This window comes from Labilibacter marinus (assembly GCF_001659685.2).
Lineage (GTDB): Bacteria > Bacteroidota > Bacteroidia > Bacteroidales > Marinilabiliaceae > Saccharicrinis > Saccharicrinis marinus.
Genome location: NZ_LXYE02000020.1, coordinates 147,379 through 164,326, shown reverse-complemented (window position 1 = coordinate 164,326; position 16,948 = coordinate 147,379). Strand labels below are relative to the sequence as shown.

The 16,948-nt window shown below is 36.0% G+C and carries 13 protein-coding genes; 8 read left to right on the top strand and 5 right to left on the bottom strand.

The window, feature by feature from the left end; genetic code table 11:
* Nucleotides 1-627: a TetR/AcrR family transcriptional regulator gene (locus A8L32_RS09650; protein ID WP_066630188.1), complete on the bottom strand. Its 627-nt coding sequence runs from the start codon at nt 625-627 to the stop codon at nt 1-3.
* 254 nt (nt 628-881) lie between these two features.
* Here A8L32_RS09650 and A8L32_RS09645 point away from each other — a divergent pair, with 254 nt between their 5' ends.
* The 3 genes from A8L32_RS09645 to A8L32_RS09635 all read left to right on the top strand — a co-directional run bounded on the left by A8L32_RS09645 (nt 882) and on the right by A8L32_RS09635 (nt 5,057).
* On the top strand, nt 882-1,847 hold the full coding sequence (locus tag A8L32_RS09645; RefSeq protein WP_066630186.1) for a hypothetical protein: 966 nt from the start codon (nt 882-884) through the stop codon (nt 1,845-1,847).
* Nucleotides 1,848-2,384: 537 nt separating this feature from the next.
* Nucleotides 2,385-3,680 (top strand): O-acetylhomoserine aminocarboxypropyltransferase/cysteine synthase family protein, encoded by a 1,296-nt coding sequence (locus A8L32_RS09640; RefSeq protein ID WP_066630184.1) that lies wholly within the window; start codon nt 2,385-2,387, stop codon nt 3,678-3,680.
* A 180-nt stretch (nt 3,681-3,860) separates the two neighbouring features.
* Nucleotides 3,861-5,057, top strand: coding sequence for a homoserine dehydrogenase (locus A8L32_RS09635; protein ID WP_066630182.1), 1,197 nt, complete (start codon nt 3,861-3,863; stop codon nt 5,055-5,057).
* A gap of 74 nt (nt 5,058-5,131) precedes the next feature.
* Here the strand turns inward: A8L32_RS09635 and A8L32_RS09630 are convergent, their stop codons facing one another.
* Nucleotides 5,132-6,835, bottom strand: a complete 1,704-nt coding sequence (locus A8L32_RS09630; protein ID WP_066630180.1) for a Na/Pi cotransporter family protein — start codon at nt 6,833-6,835, stop codon at nt 5,132-5,134.
* 401 nt (nt 6,836-7,236) lie between these two features.
* On the opposite strand from A8L32_RS09630, the gene A8L32_RS09625 reads away from it, so the two are divergent.
* The 5 genes from A8L32_RS09625 (at nt 7,237) to A8L32_RS23395 (ending at nt 13,488) form a co-directional block, all read left to right on the top strand.
* Complete coding sequence (locus A8L32_RS09625) at nt 7,237-9,072, top strand: DNA topoisomerase IV subunit B (RefSeq protein WP_066630178.1); 1,836 nt, start codon at nt 7,237-7,239, stop codon at nt 9,070-9,072.
* A gap of 21 nt (nt 9,073-9,093) precedes the next feature.
* Entirely contained in the window at nt 9,094-11,718 is a 2,625-nt protein-coding gene (locus tag A8L32_RS09620) for a DNA gyrase/topoisomerase IV subunit A (RefSeq protein ID WP_066630176.1), read from the top strand.
* An 11-nt stretch (nt 11,719-11,729) separates the two neighbouring features.
* Nucleotides 11,730-12,242 carry a shikimate kinase gene (locus tag A8L32_RS09615; protein ID WP_066630172.1) on the top strand — a complete coding sequence of 171 codons (513 nt, stop codon included), beginning with the start codon at nt 11,730-11,732 and terminating at the stop codon, nt 12,240-12,242.
* A 68-nt stretch (nt 12,243-12,310) separates the two neighbouring features.
* Nucleotides 12,311-13,150 (top strand): MBL fold metallo-hydrolase, encoded by an 840-nt coding sequence (locus tag A8L32_RS09610; RefSeq protein WP_066630170.1) that lies wholly within the window; start codon nt 12,311-12,313, stop codon nt 13,148-13,150.
* 158 nt (nt 13,151-13,308) lie between these two features.
* Nucleotides 13,309-13,488 carry a hypothetical protein gene (locus A8L32_RS23395; protein WP_066630168.1) on the top strand — a complete coding sequence of 60 codons (180 nt, stop codon included), beginning with the start codon at nt 13,309-13,311 and terminating at the stop codon, nt 13,486-13,488.
* Between the two features lie 52 nt (nt 13,489-13,540).
* On the opposite strand, the gene leuB is transcribed toward A8L32_RS23395, so the two are convergent.
* From leuB to leuD, 3 genes are all read right to left on the bottom strand, one after another.
* Entirely contained in the window at nt 13,541-14,599 is a 1,059-nt protein-coding gene (leuB, locus tag A8L32_RS09605; RefSeq protein WP_066630166.1) for a 3-isopropylmalate dehydrogenase, read from the bottom strand.
* A gap of 98 nt (nt 14,600-14,697) precedes the next feature.
* Nucleotides 14,698-16,254 (bottom strand): alpha-isopropylmalate synthase regulatory domain-containing protein, encoded by a 1,557-nt coding sequence (locus tag A8L32_RS09600; RefSeq protein ID WP_066630164.1) that lies wholly within the window; start codon nt 16,252-16,254, stop codon nt 14,698-14,700.
* 106 nt (nt 16,255-16,360) lie between these two features.
* Nucleotides 16,361-16,945, bottom strand: a complete 585-nt coding sequence (gene leuD / locus A8L32_RS09595; RefSeq protein WP_198931755.1) for a 3-isopropylmalate dehydratase small subunit — start codon at nt 16,943-16,945, stop codon at nt 16,361-16,363.
* Between the last annotated feature and the right edge of the window lie 3 nt (nt 16,946-16,948).

Here is a 16,948-nt window from a genome sequence, read left to right as displayed (position 1 = left end):
TTAGTCCTCTAGTAATTGTTCGTTATTTAATAATTCGTTGAATAACTTTCTTCCTTTATCAGAGCAAATACCATTCATATGGTAAATAAAAAACTGATCCGAAAATTTTTTAGAGGTTAAATCACCTTCCGAAAAAGTTTCTATGTCAGGATGAAAAACTGCAAAAGTTAAGGTAACCGATAGTTTGGTCATAAACTCTGGATCCAAATCATTTCTAAACAATGCTTGTTCTTTACCTTCCTTAATAAAGTTATAAGTTGTTTCTGAAATAATTCTGGTTTTGTATTGAATAAAGTCGTCAAATATGTTCGGATAAAACTTCTTTAAGTCGTACATATAAGTTGGCTTTATTTTTAAATAGGTTTTCATGTACTTTTTACGCTGCGCAATTTCCTTTTCAATTACATTGAGCTTAGATTTATTAAACTCCTCAATGATGTTATCCATCTGTAATTTAAGGTGAGCAATGCTTTTAAAAACAACATCATTTTTATCCGTAAAAACCTGATATACTGTTTTTTTAGATATGCCAAGCTCTTTTGCAATATCGTCCATGCTAACGCTTTTAATACCATACTGCAAAAAGAGAGCGGTAATCTTACTAATGTATTCTTCTATTTCGTTCATATAATTTCCTAAAATTCAGGAATAATTAAATAATTTGGTACAAAAGTAAAAAAGCTTTTTGTTTTGGAAACTATTAAGACGTAAAAAGTTTCTTAAGTTTCGGTTAATTTCTAACTGAAGTTATATACTTTATATATTATTGGAAATTAGCTCAACCCAACATTTTATTAAAATATTTAAAATCAATAAACGTTATAATATTACAGCATATCCATATTTGAATTGAGACGCTTAAGATCCTAAAAAGTTTTTTTATGAATATAAAATTGAGACATATTTTACTTGTTATAACATTGGTTTTAATGGCTGCTCCTCAAGTACAGGGTCAGTTTAAGAAAAATCGGAATAAAGGAACCAGTAAAAGAGAGATAAGAAAAAGGCAGGAAGAGGCCAATAAAAAAAGCCAATACAACAAGTTTAATGAGTTACAGCCTATGGGGCATAAATCGTCGCAAGCTCGTATTGATATGATTTGGAGTTATGAAACAGCCAATACTGTGCCGATATATGCTGGTGATATTAGTTTAATAGCGCCATCTCGTTTTTCTACTTATAGAGGTGTTGAGTTTGGTGGCTCTATAGCTGCCTTGCCTGTGGCACCTAACTTCTATATAAAGAAAAGATGGAAAGAAGGTGGAGTTTATGTAGCTAGTAGACATCAAATATATTCGTATGCTCCCATGTTATACTGGGCTCAGCAATTAGAATATCCTGGAATATTTCCTCCAAATGAAAATCTGCCTATTTCTATTGGTATAAAAAACGAATTGATTTTAAGTAAACCGTTTTTAAAAGATTTAAAGTGCGGTAGTGTAAAACAACCTTATATTATAATTACCGCTGCAGCAGCTTTTGATTATGGTATCCCGATATATGATACAAGCGTTGAAATGATGGAAAGAAAGTTCTTTCAGCAAAGGAGCGGTGTTATTTTAGGAGGAGGTGGTTTTATAACAGCAAGACTTCAAGGTGATTTTTATATTGCCAGAGATTTATACGGAACCATGGCCATTCGGGCATTATTTAGTGGAGGAGAGATTGGTAATTCTATTGAGAACAATGGCTTGTTGCGGTATAAACTAACACCCCGCTTTTCTCTTTCTGGAGGTTACTGGTTAACTTTTGGTAAAGGAAGTGAAGGACCTATTATGCCTATTTTTGATTTAACTTATCACTTTGGAAATAAACAAGGGAGACAAAAAGGATTATTTACTAGATAAAAAAAGCATCCCTTATAGGATGCCTGGTTTCTGCATTAAAATGCCATCAATAGTGCTATAGTAGCGAGTACCATAATTTGAAGAAGTAAGAATCTTTCGGGAATTTCAATCCGTTTGAATTTTAGGAGATTAATACGCATTAGGTGTTTCATGAAATTGGTTTTTTAAGGGTTTCTAATGCTTAGACTCAAGTTTTATAAAAAGGTTGCTTTTTGTCTGGAAATATTTTAAAAATAAATAAAAAGGACAGTAGACTCTTTTATTTTAAAGTTTTATTTCCTTTATTTGTGAAAAGCATAATTAAGTTTGAAAAACCATAATTATATATCAACTTTCCTTTATACCGCTAGCGATATTTCAGAAGCTAACGGAACTCATTCTTTTGATACAAGAGATATGATGTGTTGTATGATGATGCTATTATAGGGTCACAACGCATTGTATTTGAATAATTACTAAACACTTCTTAATATAATGCGTTAGGCATGCATTAGGAAAGTACGAACTTGTTTATTATTCATTAAACTTTAAAATATCATGGCTGAGTTAAAATTTGAAACATTACAGTTACATGCAGGTCACGAGGTTGATGCAACAACCAACTCAAGAGCTGTACCTATTTATCAAACTTCATCTTATTTATTTAACGATTCAAAGCATGCCGCTAATTTATTTGGATTAAAAGAGTTCGGTAATATCTACACCCGAATCATGAATCCTACTACGGATGTTTTTGAAAAAAGAATTGCCGCTTTAGAAGGTGGAGCTGCTGCTGTGGCCGTATCTTCAGGTCAGGCTGCTCAATTTATTGCCTTAAATAATATTCTTGAGGCAGGTGATAATTTTGTGTCTACATCTTATTTATATGGAGGAACTTATATTCAGTTTAAAGTCCAATTTAAACGTTTAGGCATTGATGTTAAGTTTGTTGAGGGAGATAGTCCTGAGGATTATGAAGCTAGAATAGATGAGAAAACAAAAGCTATATATGTAGAAACTATTGGTAACCCTAAGTTTAATATTCCTGATTTTGAGAAGTTAGCAGATATTGCTAAGCGTCATGGAATTCCTTTAATTGTGGATAATACTTTTGGAGCTGGGGGGTATTTATTCCGTCCATTAGAGCATGGAGCCAATGTAGTTGTTGAGTCAGCTACTAAATGGATTGGAGGTCATGGTACGTCAATTGGTGGTGTAATTGTAGATGGAGGTAACTTTAACTGGGGGAATGGTAAATTTCCATCATTAACAGAGCCAAGTGAAGGATATCATGGACTTAAATTTTGGGATGTATTTGGCGAAGGGAGTCCATTTGGAAACATTGCCTTTGCCATTCGTTGTAGAGTTGAAGGTTTAAGAGACTTCGGACCAGCATTAAGTCCATTTAACTCATTTCAATTAATTCAAGGTTTAGAAACATTATCTCTTCGTTTAGATAGAACAGTTGAAAATGCTTTAAAAGTAGCCAAATGGTTAGAGAGTAATGATGAGGTGGAGTATGTAAACTATCCTGGTTTAGAAAGTTCATCATACCATGAGCTAGCTAAAAAATACTTGAAGCGTGGTTTTGGTGGCGTAATGACTTTTAAAGTTAAAGGCGGAAACGAAAGAGCGGATAAATTTATTGAGTCATTAGGTTTAGTGAGTCACTTGGCTAACATTGGTGATGCTAAAACTTTAATTATTCACCCAAGTACAACTACGCATGAGCAGTTATCTATAGAAGAGCAAAAGGCGGCTGGTGTTGAGCCAGGTCTATTACGTCTTTCTGTTGGAATTGAGCATATAGATGATATTATTGCTGACCTAGAAGGTGGATTCAAAAATTCTTAATTTATATTATTACATGATATAGTTTCGCGCAAAAAGCGCTAATCAATTATGCTAAGTTCGCAAAGGCAAAGTGTTAGAATAACTTCCTTTTGCGTTCTTAGCCTTGTGTTACTTTAGTGAACTTTGCGGGAGATATCTCAGTTTTGAACCTCCTTAGTTTTTACCCAATAACGAAGACAAATGAATAAAGAATTAAAAATAGGATTAGCTGGTTTTGGTGTTGTAGGCCAGGGATTGTACGATGTGTTACAAAAAAGTCCTGCCTTAAATGCACAGGTTCTAAAAATATGTGTTAAGAATAAAAAAGAACGTTCTTTGCCAGAGGATATGTTCTGTTATTCTCCTAAAGAGCTTATCGAAAACGAAGAAATTAACCTTATCGTTGAATTAATTTCGGATGCAGATGAGGCTTATACCATTGTTACGGAGGCTTTAAAAAGTGGTAAGAATGTAGTTTCTGCAAATAAAAAGATGATTGCTGAAAATTTGGCTGAACTCATTGAGTTGCAGAAGGAGCATGATGTTTCATTATTATACGAAGCTTCTGCTTGTGGCAGTATTCCAGTCATTCGAAATCTGGAGGAGTATTACGATAATGATTTATTGTTATCGGTAACAGGAATTTTAAATGGCTCATCTAATTATATTTTATCTAAAATATTCGATCATAACAAGGGTTACGATGAAGCCTTAAAAGAAGCACAAGATTTAGGTTTTGCTGAAGCTAACCCAAGTTTTGATGTAGATGGCTTTGACTCATTATTTAAATTAGTAATACTTACTGCCCACAGTTTTGGAACTGTTGTAAGCCCAGAGGATGTTTTACACTATGGTATATCTAATATTTCCGATTTCGATATTCGTTATGCCAAAGAAAAAGGTTATAAATTAAAATTAGTTGGTCAGGTTGAGAAGTTGGAAGAAGATAAAATATCCTTGTTTGTGTTGCCACGTTTGGTGATGAAGGATAAATACATCTATAATGTGGAGGACGAGTTTAATGGAGTGGTTATTCAAGGTTTAGCTTACGACAAACAATTTATGTTTGGAAAAGGAGCCGGAGGACATCCAACTGGTTCGGCAGTTTTATCGGATATCACAGCGATTGCACACGATTATAAATACGAGTACAAAAAGAAAAACTATTATCAGAAATTGTCATACGAACAAACTGGAGAGATTGAAATTTACTTGAGATATAAAAATGATGCGGATTTAACGCAATTCAAGTTTAAAAGTATTTCAGAGGAGTATTCTAGCGTAGATTGCAATTACAAAATAGGACTCATAAAAATTAAAGATTTACTCGCTATTAAAGACCAGTTGCGGGCTATGGACATTTTTATAGCTGTAACACGTAAGACATTAAACTACTAAAATCATTTAGATTCTCCTCTAGTAGTTGGAGGAGAATTTAATTTTAATAAGCTTGAGTTTGTTATGTTAGATAGTTAAATAATGAATTTCTTCTTTGTTTCGTAAAGAGCTTCGGACACATTGATGGCAAAGTTTCCAATTTTTTCGCACTCATGAAAAATATCGGTGAAAACCACACCTTCGTCATAGGAGTAGTCTTTATTCTTCAAGCTCTCTAAATGCTCCATTTTTAATTGGTCGCAATATTGGTTAATCTGCCCTTCAATTTTATTTACTCTGGCCAGTTCAATCTTTTTCTCATCCGCATTTAAGTTCTGACGCATTACGGTTAATGATTCTTCTACCAGATTAAACATCAAATCTAGCTTCTCCATAATTAATGGAGAAAACTTCAATTTGTTTTTATGCATACGGTTAATGATGCGAGCCAAGGTGTAGCTACTATCGCCTATACTTTCTAAATCGCTCACTAGCTTAAGCATGGCTCTAATTTTTCCTCTACTTTGTTCACTCAGTTTACCTTGAGATACTTTAGCTAGGTAATTGGCAATTTCTACCTCAACATCGTCACTAATAGATTCGTATTTTTCGATATTGGAATACAGTCTGTTGAATCTTTTCTCGTTTTCTTCCAATAAAAGCTTGCGGTTAAAGCCGAGCATCTTATTAGTATGCTTTGCATAGGATTGTAACTCTTTTTTAGCATGAAGTATAGATAATTCCGAGGTAGATAACATTCCCGTTGTAATATATCTAAGTTTGAACTCTTCTCCCTCTTCACCTTTTTGTGGCACTAATTCAATAATTACTCTGTGAATTAAAGGAACAAATCCAATAAACAATAGTAGGTTGATAATATTAAAGGAGGTATGAAATAATGCCAGTGAAAATGGAATAAGTGCTTGTGGATTTTTAACAGATACTGCGTTGATGCTAGTAATTACCTCTTCAATAAAATTGGTGTATGGCGTAAAAATGCACAACATCCAAATAACTCCCAAGAGATTAAATAACATATGAAATCGAGCTGCCCGCTTAGCTGACACATTTCCAACGGTGGCTGCGATATTGGGTGTAATAGTGGTTCCTATGTTTTCTCCTAAAATCATGGCAGCCCCTAATTCAAAAGGTACCCAACCTTGGCTACACATCACAAAGGTTATGGCCATAGTAGCTCCTGATGACTGTACAATAACGGTAAGCAGACTACCAATAAACAAAAATAGCATTACCGAAGCAAAACCTAGGTTAGTGTAATCAGCTAAAAAGCTAAGTAAGCCAGGGTTATTATTAATATCAGGAACGGTAGTTTTTATAAAGTCAAGGCTTACAAAAAGTATCGAAAACCCAATGATAGCTTCACCCCATGACTTATGTCTTTGCCCCTTGGAGAATACTAGGGGAAAACCAACGGCCATTAATGGTAGCGCGTATTCGGTAAAGTTAAATCTATACCCAAATAAGGAGATTAACCAACCTGTTATGGTGGTTCCAACATTAGCTCCCATGATTACTCCGATAGATTCTACCAATGAAACTAAACCAGCATTCACAAAACTTACAACCATTAATATGGTTGCACTGGACGATTGAATGGTGGCAGATACAAGTAACCCAGTAAAAACACCTAAAAATCGATTAGATGTCATGGCGGCAAAGATGTTTCTCATTTTTGACCCAGCAACCTTCTGGAGCGCTTCGCTCATCAGCTTCATTCCGTATAGGAAAAGCCCAATTGCACCGGCTAGTTTAAGTAAATCTATTAAAGAATATTCCATCTATATCAATATGCTTTTATGTTGGCGGTATAAAAATAATAACATTTTAGTATCGAAGGTGCTATTGGCGTTAAATTGAGTACGAATATCAGAAAATATTTGAGGAGAGAACTTATAATAAGTGTCAATATTGCACTAAACCAGTTTGATATTTGAGTATTGGAATTCTTTAATATCTGATACATGCTTTGGAGATTTCTATTTTGTAAGATAAAAAATTAATAAAACTTACTAACTAGGTAAACCCAATAACAGTTTGCTTCTTGGGCATTTTAATTTCAACTGTTGATAAAAGAATTACCAAACAAAACTCGCTTTTATTATATTTGAGAGATTTTTTAGAAGCATACTTCTGTATCTAACTCTTTGATACAGTATTAATCTTTAAATATAAGGTAGCTATGTCGCAGCAACAGTATTCTGAAGACGCCATTAGAACATTAGACTGGAAAGAACATATTCGAAAAAGACCGGGTATGTATATTGGAAAGCTTGGTGATGGTGCATATCCCGATGATGGTATTTACGTCCTATTAAAGGAGGTTATGGATAACTCCATTGATGAGTATATGATGGGTTATGGTAAAAAAATTGACGTTACAGTGCAAGAAGGTGTAGTTACCATTCGCGACTATGGTAGAGGTATTCCTTTAGGTAAAGTAATCGATGTAGCTTCAAAAATGAATACGGGTGCCAAGTACGATTCTAAGGCATTTAAAAAGTCGGTAGGCCTTAATGGGGTAGGTATTAAGGCAGTAAATGCACTGTCTACAACATTTACAGTAACTGCTTTTAGAGAGGGCGAATGCAAAAAAGTAGAATTCTCGCAAGGAAATGTTATCAAGGAATTTGATGTTGAGCCAAGTACGGAGGAGAACGGTACCTTTGTGACTTTTACGCCTGACCACGAAATCTTTGAAAAGTTCACTTATCGCGATGAATATATTGAACCTCTATTAAAAAACTATACTTATCTGAATGCTGGATTGGCCATTAATTATAATGGTAAGATATATAAATCAAAACATGGTTTACTTGATTTATTAAATGATAACATGACTTCTCCAGGTGAATATCCATTAATTCAGCTAACAACTGAAGATTTTGAAGTGGCTTTTACCCATGGAAATCAGTATGGTGAAGAATATTATACTTTCGTAAATGGTCAGCATACAACGCAAGGAGGTACACACCAAGTGGCCTTTAGAGAAGCTTTGGTGAAGACTATTCGAGAGTTTTATAATAAGAATTTCGATGTGTCGGATATCAGGACGGGTATCATTGCTGCCGTAAGTATTAAAATTGAAGAGCCTGTTTTTGAATCACAAACTAAAACTAAGTTGGGTTCAAAAGATATGGGACCTAAAGGACCTTCTGTAAGAAATTATGTGGTTGACTTTATTAAGAAGGAGCTGGATAACTTTCTGCATAGAAACACAGAGGTGGCTGAAAGTTTGATGAAGAAGATACTAGAATCGGAGAAAGAGCGTAAGGCCATTTCAGGAATTCAGAAACTAGCTAAAGAAAGAGCCAAAAAAGTAAGTCTGCATAATAAGAAACTAAGAGATTGTCGTGTTCATTACAATACCAAAAATGAAGATGCCATTAACTCCAGCATATTTATTACCGAGGGAGATTCTGCGAGTGGTTCTATTACCAAGGCTCGAAATGTAAATACCCAAGCCGTTTTTAGTTTAAAGGGTAAGCCGCTAAATTCATACGGTTTAACCAGAAAGGTAGTATACGAAAACGAAGAGTTTAACTTACTGCAAGCGGCATTAAATATTGAAGACGGTTTAGATACTTTACGATATAATCATATTATCATTGCTACCGATGCCGATGTGGATGGTATGCATATCCGATTATTATTGATTACTTTCTTTTTACAATTCTTCCCTGAGGTAGTTAAAAATGGCCACTTGTATATATTACAAACACCATTGTTTAGGGTAAGAAATAAAAAGAAGACTATATATTGTTACTCCGAAGAGGAAAGGCAATCAGCCATGAAAAAGTTGGGTGCTAATCCAGAAATTACTCGATTTAAAGGACTTGGAGAAATTAGCCCAGACGAGTTTAAGCATTTTATTAATAAAGATATACGATTAGAGCCTGTTAGAATGAAAAAAGAGGACTCCGTAAAAGAGTTACTTACTTTTTATATGGGTAAAAATACACCAACCCGTCAGGAGTTTATTATTGAGAATCTTGTGATAGAAGAAGACCCTGCTTAATTTTTATAATGCACCAGTAGAATGAGCGACGAAAATAACACATCAAACGAAGAAGAGTTAGAGCCTAACCACGAAGAGAATAATTCTCAAGAGGAACATAAATCAGATAACCCAGTTGCGGATACCCGAATATCACATTTGGGTGGCATGTACAAAAGTTGGTTTTTGGATTATGCTTCTTATGTAATTCTTGAACGTGCTGTGCCCCATTTAAACGATGGTTTAAAACCAGTACAGCGTAGGATTTTACATGCCATGCGCCGTATGGACGATGGTAGGTATAATAAGGTGGCTAATATCATTGGTTTTACCATGCAGTTTCACCCACATGGTGATGCTTCTATTGGAGATGCTTTAGTGCAGCTGGGGCAAAAGGACTTATTAATTGATTGTCAAGGTAACTGGGGTAATGTAGCTACAGGTGATGGAGCTGCTGCCGCTCGTTATATCGAGGCACGATTAACCAAGTTTGCTCAAGAGGTGGTTTTTAATCCAAAAACTACGCATTGGAAAATGAGTTACGATGGTCGTAACAAAGAGCCTATTACCCTTCCTGTTAAGTTTCCGCTATTGCTTGCTCAGGGTGTTGAAGGTATTGCAGTAGGGTTGGCTTCTAAGCTATTGCCGCATAACTTTAATGAGTTGATTGATGCCTCTGTAGCTCATCTAGAAGGAAAAGGTTTCGAGATATTTCCAGATTTCCCTACAGGAGGTATGGCCGATGTATCTCGTTACAACGATGGTATAAGAGGGGGAGCAGTAAAGGTTCGTGCTCGCATTGTTAAAGAGGATAATCGCACACTAAATATTACGGATATTCCTTTTGGTAAAAATACGACTACCCTTATTGAGTCTATTATTAAGGCCAATGATAAAGGGAAAATTAAGATTAAAAAGATTGATGATAACACCGCAGAAAAGGTAGAGATCTTAATCCATTTGCCTAACGGTGTTTCTACAGATAAAACCATTGATGCCTTATACGCATTTACCGATTGTGAAATTTCTATTTCACCTAACTCGTGTTTAATTGAAGATAACACGCCTAAGTTTATGCCTGTTTCTGAAATTTTACGACGAAACACGGATAACACGGTTCATCTGCTTACGCGAGAACTAGAGATTAGAAGAGGAGAATTAGAGGAAGCGTGGCATTTTTCTTCTTTGGAGCGTATCTTCATTGAAAATAGGATATACCAAAAGATTGAAGACTGTGAAACGATGGAGGCTATTATCCAAACCATTGATCATGGTTTAGAGCCTTTTAAAAAGAATCTGCGAAGAGACGTTACGCGCGATGACATCATCAAGCTTACTGAGATTAAGATTAAGAGAATTTCGAGGTTTGATGCTAAAAAGGCAGATGAGTATATTGCTTCTATTGAGGAGGAATTAGAGCAAATAGCTTACAACCTGGAGAATATTATTCCTTATTCTATCAAGTATTACAAGCATATTAAAAAAACATACGGTAAAAATCATCCTCGCCAAACAGAAATCAGAAGTTTCGAGAGTATTGAGGCCAGTAAGGTGGTAGTTAAAAACGAGAAGTTATACATCAATCGTGCCGAGGGTTTCATGGGAACTTCGTTGCGTAGAGATGAGTTTGTTTGTGACTGTTCCGATATTGATGATATCATCATCTTTTATAAAGATGGACGTTACCTCATTACCAAAGTATCTGATAAAGCCTTTATTGGTAAAGGAATCCTTCACCTAGCGGTGTTTAAGAAGTCAGATACCAGAACCATTTACAACTTGGTTTATCGAGATGGGAAAGGTGGTTCGAGTTACGTAAAAAGGTTTGCTGTTACGGGTATCACACGCGATAAAGAATACAATGTTACCAAAGGAACTAAAGGTTCTGATATTTTATATTTTAGTGCCAACCCTAATGGCGAAGCTGAGGTACTGAAGGTTATACTTAAACCGAAGGCCAGAATTCGGAATATGATTTTTGATTTCGATATGGCCGAATTGGCCATTAAAGGTCGTGGTGCTATGGGTAATATTTTAACCAAGTACGAAGTCCAGAAGGTTTCCTTGCGTAAAAAGGGTGTTTCTACTTTAGGTGGACGAAAAATTTGGTTTGATAAAGATGTATTGCGCATAAATTCGGATAGTAGAGGTGATTATTTAGGAGAGTTTCATGCGGATGATACAATATTGGTTATTACCAAAGAAGGTAAGTTCTACCATACCAATTTCGACTTAAGTAATCATTACGAGGATAATATATTACTGATTGAGAAGTTTAATGCAGATAAAGTTTGGTCGGTGGCTTATTACGATGCCGATCAGAAGTATTTTTACTTAAAACGCTTCCAAGTGGAGGCGTCTACCAAGCCACAAAGTTTTATTGGCGATCACAGTAAATCGTATTTAGTAAGAGTAACAACCGTTGATTATCCTAGATTAGAAGTTAAGTTTGGTGGCGATGATAAGGAGAAGGATAAGATGATTGTGGAGGTTGATGAGTTTATTGGAGTAAAGAGTTTTAAAGCCAGAGGTAAACGATTAACGACTTATCAGGTGTCTAAGATTAACGAGTTAGAGCCTATTAGACTCCCTGAACCTAAGGAGCCAGAACCTGAAGTGAAAGAGGAGGAGGATGAAGATGATAAGGACCAAATGTCATTATTTTAAATAAAGATCAAATGACAGAAAGAGTATATCTAATTGGTTTTATGGGTAGCGGTAAGTCAACGCTGGGTAGATGGTTAACAGATGCCATGGAAGGTTGGACCTTTATTGACCTGGATCATTTTATTGAGAACAAGTACCATAAAACCATTCCTCAAATATTTGAAGAAAAGGGAGAAACTGAATTTCGTAAGATGGAATCCTCTTGCTTAAAAGAGGTGAGCACCTTCGAAAAAGTGATTATTGGAGCAGGTGGCGGAACCCCTTGTTATTTCGATAATATGGAGGTAATGAATAATACTGGTTTAGCTATTTATTTACAGCTAACACCACAGGTTATATACGATAGGTTACAAACATCTAAAAATAAAAGACCTTTAATTGAAGGAAAACAGGGCGATGAACTCTTACACTTTATTGCTGTTAAACTAGCAGAAAGGGAAGACTTTTATAAACAAGCCAAGCTAATTGCCGATGCCGATAATTGGAAGGTAGACGATTTTGTGGCAGCGGTTCAATCGCATTAAATACGTTAATAACATACATCATATAAGGGTTTCGGTTTTACTGAAGCCCTTTTGTTTTACTAATAGTTATGGAATTACATATAATTAATACAGGCAATTTTATGGCCGATGGAGGTGCTATTTTTGGAGTAGTACCCAAAGTAATGTGGGAAAAGAAATACCCTTGTGATGAGAACAATTATTGCAACCTGACCATGCGTTGCTTGTTAATTAAAACAGGCGATAGAGTTATTCTTATAGATACCGGAATAGGAGATAAGCAAAGCGAGAAGTTTCTATCATATCAACACCTAAATGGCGATGATAGTATGGAAAAATCCTTTGCTGCCATAGGTACTTCGTATGATGAGGTAACCGATGTAATACTAACCCATTTGCATTTCGATCATTGTGGAGGAGCGGTAAAAAGAGATGCTGAAGATAATTTGGTTTTAACCTTTCCGAATGCAACACATTGGTTAGCACAAGCACAATGGGACAACTTTAATAAGCCTAACATACGCGAAGGCTCAGTCTATTTTAAAGAGAATATACTACCAGTATTAGAGTCTGGTCAGTTAAAGTTTATTAAGGAAGATACCCAACTCATTCCTGAAGTAGAGATGAGGTTATTCAATGGCCATACCAAGGGACAAATCATCCCGCTTATCCAGTATAAAGATAAAACCCTGGTGTATACAGCCGATCTAATTCCTGTTATGCCCAGCGTACCCGAAGCTTGGGTTTCTGCATATGATGCCGACCCTATCACTGCCATGACAGAGAAAAGAGAGTTCTTAAAGGAAGCAGTAGAGAAAGAGTATATCCTGTTTTTTGAGCACGATTTATATAACGAATGCTGCCATGTAATTAAAACAGATAAAGGCATTAAAGAAGGAGAGAGTTTTAAGTTGGATAGCATTCTGTAACTGCTTTATATTCCAATAAGAATCTCCCTGTGTTTACCTCTCTTAAACTTCAATATGGTGGAGAGGTTATACCTAATGCCATAGGGAGAATCTCCCTAAGGAGGTAGGGAGTGTGCTTTTAAGGTTATAGGGAGCATTTCCCTTAAGTCGTAGGGAGAATGTTCCTAATTGTGCAGGAAGAGCTACAAATAGCATTTCTTTCTATTGTAACATATGCTTTCAAGTCCAACGGACTTGCAGCAAAAGCCTATGGCAACGCCATAGGTAAATATACCATATTAGTCATTATCGCTCCAACGGAGCAAAGGCACCATCGCATAAACACAAAAAAGCCCTGATTACTTTCGCAATCAGGGCTTACTTATATCATAATATCAAGGTATATTACCCTTAGATAGCCTTAGCTAACCAATCTCCAACTTCTGAAGTTTTATAAGCTTTTTCGCCTTCGTTTACAATATCTTCAGTTGCTACTCCAGCCTCTAAAGACTTGTTAACTGCTTCTCTAACAGCAGCAGCTTCGTCTAATAAGTTTAAAGACTCTAATAACATAGCAGCGGAAAGAACGGTTGCAATAGGGTTAGCAATATCTTTACCTGCAGCTTGTGGATACGAACCATGGATAGGCTCAAATACAGAAGTATGAATACCTACTGATGCAGATGGTAATAAACCTAATGAACCAGTAATTACAGAAGCTTCATCGCTAATGATATCACCGAACATGTTTTCAGTTACCATTACGTCAAATTTCTTAGGCCATTGAACTAACTGCATAGCAGCATTGTCAACAAACATATAATCCACTTCAATATCTTTGTAATCGGCTTCCATAGCTTGAGCAACTTGTCTCCAAAGACGAGAAGTAGCCAATACGTTAGCTTTGTCGATTACGGTTAAGCGCTTATCTCTTTTCTCAGCATAAGAAAAAGCAAGCTTTAAGATACGCTCAATTTCCTCAGTGGTATAAGTACAAGTATCAAACGCTTTAGTTCCGTCTTCTGAACGACCCTTTTCACCAAAATAGATACCACCTGTTAACTCACGAACAACAACCATATCAGCACCTTCTACGATATCTAAACGCAAAGGACTTTTATCTAATAAAGAAGGAAATGTAGTAACCGGACGAATGTTGGCATATAAACCTAACTTTTTACGCATCGCTAATAAACCTTGCTCTGGTCGAACCTTAGCTGAAGGATCATTATCAAATTTTGGGTCACCAATTGCACCAAAAAGAACCGCATCAGAGTTCATACAAACCTCATGAGTTGCCTCTGGATAAGGATCACCTACCTCATCAATAGCACAAGCTCCTACGATTGCAGGTGTGTAAACTATTTCGTGGTTAAACTTTGTTGCTACTGCATCAAGCACCTTTTGCGCTTGCTCTACAATCTCGGGACCAATCCCGTCACCGGCTAATACTCCAATATTTAATTTCATGTTTCAATTGTTAGTATAAAGTAGTAAGTAGTAAGACGAAAGACTTTTTTATTCTCAATTTCTTTTGTCTTTATACTTAATACTTTTGTCTTATTTGTTTACTTCTCTAATGTCTCTTTCCAGTTGGCCTGGCGTGTTAACGAACCTTCTTCTATTACGTTTAACACTTTTATAGTGGCTTCAATAGCAGCTTCAGTCTGGTCAGCTGCTAAACCTCTCGATTTAATTTCTACTCCTTTGTAATCCCAGGTAATCATGGTTTCTACAATGGCATCTGTTTTTCCTCCAGGAGGAATACTAACCCAGTAATCTACTAATACTGGATGTGCTTTATTTAATCTTTTATAAATACGCCATAATGCCTTCATAAAAGCATCGTATTGACCATCTCCTACAGCAGTTTCATCTTGCCTTTCTCCATTTATTTCTATGCTAATAGAAGCCAATGGACGCAGATCGTGTGCTAATGAAAGATGATAGTTTCTAATTTTAATGGCATCCTTTACCGATGAGCTTTTAAGTACATCGGCTATAATAAAAGGAAGATCTTCTATGGTAACAATTTCTTTTTTATCGCCCAACGCAATGACTCTTCGAGTGACTTCTTTCATGTCCTCTGCACCGAGTTCAATTCCTAATTCCTCAAGGTTTTTCTTTATGTTGGCTTTGCCCGATGTTTTGCCTAATGCATATTTACGATTACGACCAAAACGCTCTGGCATCAGGTTATTAAAGTACAGGTTGTCTTTGTTATCCCCATCGGCATGTACACCACTACATTGTGTAAACACGTTATAACCTGTGATGGGCTGATTTTCTGGAATTCTTAAACCAGAAAGCTGCTCAACGACTTTACTTACTTTAGTAATATTCGATTCATCTAAATTATGCTCTAATTTAAGATGATCGTTTAAAATACCGATGACACTTGCTAGAGGAGCGTTACCTGCTCTCTCTCCCAATCCATTAACGGTAGTATGAATTCCTTTTATACCTGTTTTGAGTGCGGAAAAAACATTGGCTACAGCCATATCGTAATCATTATGAGAATGAAAATCGAAATGAACATCTGGAAATTTGGCCACTATGTTAGAGCAAAACTCCAATGTTTGATCTGGATTAAGCACCCCTAAAGTATCAGGAAGCATAATTCTTTTCACATTCATTTTCTGAATCTCTCCAATCACGAAGTAAACGTATTCTGGAGAGGTAAGCATGCCGTTGCTCCAATCCTCAAGGTAAACATTAACTGTGATGCCCATCTTTTCAGCAGTTTCAACTACTTTGGCCACATCTGTCATATGTTCCTCAGGTGTTTTTCGAAGTTGGCTTTGAACATGCTTTAAAGAACCTTTAGTCAGTAAATTAATTACTTTGGCTCCAGCATCTTGAATCCATTTTAGCGAGATGTCTCCATCTACAAATCCAAGTACTTCAATTTTTTCAAGGCAATCATGTTTTTTTGCCCACTCGGTAATGCGCTTTACAGCAGCAAATTCTCCTTCAGAAACACGAGCTGAAGCCACCTCAATCCGATCTACCTTTAATTCCTCAATTAACAAACCAGCCATAGCTAGCTTTTCACTTTCGTTAAATGACACCCCAGTAGTTTGCTCCCCGTCACGGAGCGTCGTATCCATTACTTCAATCTTCATGCTATCATGTTTAGTTCTAGACGCAGAAATTCGGCATCTACTTTATGAATCTTCAAAGAAGAAAACGGCATAAACCCTAAAAAGTTTATGCCGTTATATGATTTTATTACGATCTGTTTCGTTCGTAAGTCTCTATCTCGTCTTTTGCGTTCATTAAATAATCGATATCGTCGAAACCGTTTAGTAAACAGTTTTTCTTATAGCTATTAATGTCAAAAGATTCTGATTTTCCGTTCGCTTTATTAGTAATAGTTTGTTCCTCAAGGTTAACTACTACTGTATTATCGGCACCTGCTGCGAATAATTCTGCTAGAAATTCCTCAGAGATAATCACTGGTAATACACCATTGTTTAAAGAGTTATTTCTAAAAATATCTGCAAAGAAACTAGAAACAACTACTTTAAATCCATATCCATCAACGGCCCAAGCAGCGTGCTCACGGCTAGATCCAGATCCAAAGTTTTTTCCAGCTACTAAAACAGATCCCTTATATTCAGGTTTGTTTAAAACGAAATCAGCTTTAGGAGAACCATCTTTGTTGTATCTCCAGTCGGCAAATAAATTATCGCCAAAACCATCTTTAGTAGTTGCTTTTAAGAAACGAGCCGGGATAATTTGATCCGTATCTACATTCTCAATTGGAAGAGGTACGTATGTTGACTCTAATGTTATAAACTTATTTATAGGCATTTT

What these genes read in the sequence shown, in the direction of transcription:
- A8L32_RS09620 (WP_066630176.1), top strand. Translation starts at nt 9,094, where the DNA reads ATGAGCGACGAAAATAACACATCAAACGAAGAAGAGTTAGAGCCTAAC.
- leuB (WP_066630166.1), bottom strand. Translation starts at nt 14,599, where the DNA reads ATGAAATTAAATATTGGAGTATTAGCCGGTGACGGGATTGGTCCCGAG.
- leuD (WP_198931755.1), bottom strand. Translation starts at nt 16,945, where the DNA reads ATGCCTATAAATAAGTTTATAACATTAGAGTCAACATACGTACCTCTT.
- A8L32_RS09645 (WP_066630186.1), top strand. Translation starts at nt 882, where the DNA reads ATGAATATAAAATTGAGACATATTTTACTTGTTATAACATTGGTTTTA.
- A8L32_RS09615 (WP_066630172.1), top strand. Translation starts at nt 11,730, where the DNA reads ATGACAGAAAGAGTATATCTAATTGGTTTTATGGGTAGCGGTAAGTCA.
- A8L32_RS23395 (WP_066630168.1), top strand. Translation starts at nt 13,309, where the DNA reads ATGTTCCTAATTGTGCAGGAAGAGCTACAAATAGCATTTCTTTCTATT.
- A8L32_RS09650 (WP_066630188.1), bottom strand. Translation starts at nt 627, where the DNA reads ATGAACGAAATAGAAGAATACATTAGTAAGATTACCGCTCTCTTTTTG.
- A8L32_RS09625 (WP_066630178.1), top strand. Translation starts at nt 7,237, where the DNA reads ATGTCGCAGCAACAGTATTCTGAAGACGCCATTAGAACATTAGACTGG.
- A8L32_RS09640 (WP_066630184.1), top strand. Translation starts at nt 2,385, where the DNA reads ATGGCTGAGTTAAAATTTGAAACATTACAGTTACATGCAGGTCACGAG.
- A8L32_RS09610 (WP_066630170.1), top strand. Translation starts at nt 12,311, where the DNA reads ATGGAATTACATATAATTAATACAGGCAATTTTATGGCCGATGGAGGT.
- A8L32_RS09630 (WP_066630180.1), bottom strand. Translation starts at nt 6,835, where the DNA reads ATGGAATATTCTTTAATAGATTTACTTAAACTAGCCGGTGCAATTGGG.
- A8L32_RS09635 (WP_066630182.1), top strand. Translation starts at nt 3,861, where the DNA reads ATGAATAAAGAATTAAAAATAGGATTAGCTGGTTTTGGTGTTGTAGGC.
- A8L32_RS09600 (WP_066630164.1), bottom strand. Translation starts at nt 16,254, where the DNA reads ATGAAGATTGAAGTAATGGATACGACGCTCCGTGACGGGGAGCAAACT.